We start from the raw sequence: 392 nt of genomic DNA, 5'->3' as shown, positions 1-392 counted from the left end.
GGCTACCACCACCAGCATCAATATAATGCGTTAATTGTGTTAATACCGCGGCAGAAGTCAGCGTCATATGCCGCCACATAAACAGCTCGGCAACTTCACCCACATGTTTGATTGCCAATCCATGTCGTTGGACAAATTCGTTCAATAGCAGGGCATCACGAGTGGCACGTCGGACTTTATCGGCATGGCAAATAAATCCCGCATAGTCAGACATTCGTGCCTGAATTTTTTCTCTCACAACCGACAACGGCATCCCGGACCCGTTATCGTGCGCCTGAGTAATGATCTCTCTTATAGAAGCCAGTGCCGGAGCTGCCAGCTGTGCAATATCTCCATCAATATTCCGCTTTTGCGTGCAACCAATAAAGCGCGCCAGACGAACAGCAAAAACC

General features: G+C 49.0%; 1 pseudogene. It reads right to left on the bottom strand.

The features are described 5' to 3' along the window. Window positions 1–392, bottom strand: a pseudogene (locus tag I6F38_RS43565) (hypothetical protein); the annotation flags it as partial.

The organism is Bradyrhizobium sp. BRP56 (assembly GCF_020194035.1).
GTDB lineage: Bacteria > Pseudomonadota > Alphaproteobacteria > Rhizobiales > Xanthobacteraceae > Bradyrhizobium > Bradyrhizobium australafricanum.
Note: the sequence above shows the minus strand (reverse complement) of the source record. Positions and strands in the feature narration are given on the sequence as shown.